This is a genomic window from Candidatus Synechococcus spongiarum SH4, from assembly GCF_000586015.1.
Lineage (GTDB): Bacteria > Cyanobacteriota > Cyanobacteriia > PCC-6307 > Cyanobiaceae > Synechococcus_B > Synechococcus_B spongiarum_F.
In genome coordinates, this window is the sequence record NZ_JENA01000264.1 from 1 (window position 1) to 2,168 (window position 2,168).

Annotated in this window: 2 protein-coding genes and 1 pseudogene; 1 reads left to right on the forward strand and 2 read right to left on the reverse strand. The window is 65.8% G+C overall.

Annotation, left to right across the window (positions count from 1 at the left end; all coding sequences use genetic code 11):
• Positions 1-615: pseudogene (locus tag BG35_RS13280) on the forward strand (glycosyl transferase); the annotation flags it as partial.
• A gap of 9 nt (positions 616-624) precedes the next feature.
• Here BG35_RS13280 and BG35_RS11285 read toward each other — a convergent pair.
• Both BG35_RS11285 and BG35_RS0109495 read right to left on the reverse strand, forming a co-directional pair.
• Positions 625-1,515, reverse strand: a complete 891-nt coding sequence (locus BG35_RS11285; RefSeq protein ID WP_080688128.1) for a PRC-barrel domain-containing protein — start codon at positions 1,513-1,515, stop codon at positions 625-627.
• Between the two features lie 125 nt (positions 1,516-1,640).
• Positions 1,641-2,168: AAA family ATPase (locus BG35_RS0109495; protein ID WP_025782631.1), on the reverse strand; the 528-nt coding region annotated here is incomplete at its 5' end.

The window sequence follows — 2,168 nt, forward strand, 5'->3', positions numbered from 1 at the left end:
CCGCAGAATCCCCTGGCCGCCACTTTCGGCGCTGGCGCCGTGGGGCTGGAGGCCCCTTCCCCATCCTGTCCCCACTGGTCCCTCTGCACCGCGACAGGGGTGCGGATTGCCGTGGTGGAGCGCCACCCCGCCCATGGGGAATTGCGGCGCTGCGCCATGGCCCTCACCACGGTGGGGGCCAACACCGCCGAACTGGGGGCGCTGGCGGTTCCCATGCTGGTGTTGCTGCCCACCCAGCATTCCCACGTGATGCGGGCCTGGGACGGACCGTTGGGCCTGCTGGGTGGCGTACCCCTGTTGGGGCGGGTCGTCACCATGGCGGCCCTGTCCGTTATGGTGAGGCGGGGCGCCGGCCTGGCCTGGCCCAATCTCCAGGCGGGCCGCATGGTTGTGCCGGAGCGGATCGGAGCCATCACCCCAACGCAAATTGCCCAGGAGGCGCTGGCGTTGCTGCGCCAGCCCGCAAGACTGGAGGCCATGGCCATGGCGTTGCGGCAGTTACGGGGACCGGGTGGGGCCGTAGCAGCCCTCGGCGCCATGGTGATGGAGGTGTTGCGGTTGCAATTCCACTACCGCCGCGGCAGGCCCCTGCCCCCTGTTGCCGAGCGGTCCTGAACCGCGGTTCTACATGTCCTCCTGCCAGGGATCCGCCACCTCGTCGGCGGGCTGAGGACGGGGGCGGCGGCGGGTGTCGAGATCGGCGCTGTCATCCTCGTCCCAGTAGGGATTCCGGGGTTCCTGGCGCGGGGGGGCAGGGGCGTCTTCACTCAGGTAAAGGCGCTGCCGGGACGGGGCTGCACGGCGGCTGCGCTCAGCCTCCACATACTCCAACTCCGGCTCCATGTCGTCGTATGGCCCCTGGGCAGACTGGTTCGAGGTGACATCACCCCGAAGCGCTTCCTGCTGGCGCTGCTCTTCCTGATCGGGTTGCCCCGGCGCCAACTGGTTCTCCACGGGAACAACGGCGCCATAGGTTTGCTGCTCCTGGCGCTCCCAGCTCTCGCCGCCGATGCCCAGCTTTTCCAGCAACCCGGAACTGACCTGCTGCAGCTTTTCCTCTGCGCCTTCATAGACGATGATGCGATCCGGGCCGGAACTGACGATTTCCGCGGCGCCCAACTCCCAGGTGCTGAGCACCCCGTTGGCCAGCACAGGGACTCCGAGGGCAGCAATGAGAAGGGTGACCAGTTCCCCTGTTTCCACGTCGAAGCTGAAGCCCAACACCCGGCCCAGTTGCTCGCCGGACTCCGTAATCACCTGGCAGTTGATCACCCGGCTGTAGCGCTCCGGGCTGAAGTTCTCCGCCACGGCATCGGAGGAATCCACCAGCACCACGTCCCCCACCTGGCGAATCTCCCGCAGGAGCATCCAGCGGGGCACCCCCGGCAACAGGCGCGTCAGGGCGTTGTCCCGAAGACCCAACGCCACCACCTCCCGGCGATCCACGTCCACCACCATCTCTCCCACAAGGCCGAGGCGCCGGCCGGAATCCTTGGCAATCACCTGGGCGCCCATGAATTCGGAGCGCAACCAGAGACGATTGAACGGAACAGTGGTGCTGGACGAGGAAATAGAATCCAAAGGGGTTAGTGGCGCACGACTCCATTGTTCCAGAGATCCGGAACAGGGGTGGAAGACAACTAGGCCGCCTGGGTGGGCAGGCCAATCACCTGGGTATGGGCGCCACGGGCCTGGGTGACCCCGATGGTGCGCTGTGCCGCAGCAATCATGGGGCGCCGGTGACTCACCACGAGAAACTGGGCCAGGCGGGCCTGCTGTGCAATCAACCTGGCCAGGTTCTCCACGTTGACGCCATCCAGGAAGCTGTCCACCTCGTCCAGAGCATAGAAAGGGGAGGGACGAAAGCGTTGCAGGGCAAACAGAAAGCTGAGGGCGGTCAGAGACTTTTCCCCCCCGGACATGGCGCCCAAACGGCGCATGACCTTCCCCTTGGGATGAGCCACCAGGGTGAGGCCGCCGGAAAGGGGATCCGTTTCGTCCTCCAGTTGCAGGTGGCCTTCTCCATCGGAAAGCTGGGTAAAGATCTGCTGGAAATGACCATTGACCGCAGTAAACGCCTCCATGAAGGCTTCTTTGCGGAGACCGGCCATGGTTGCGATGCGCTGCAGCAGTCCCTCCCGCTCCTCCAGAAGCACGGTCAACCGCTC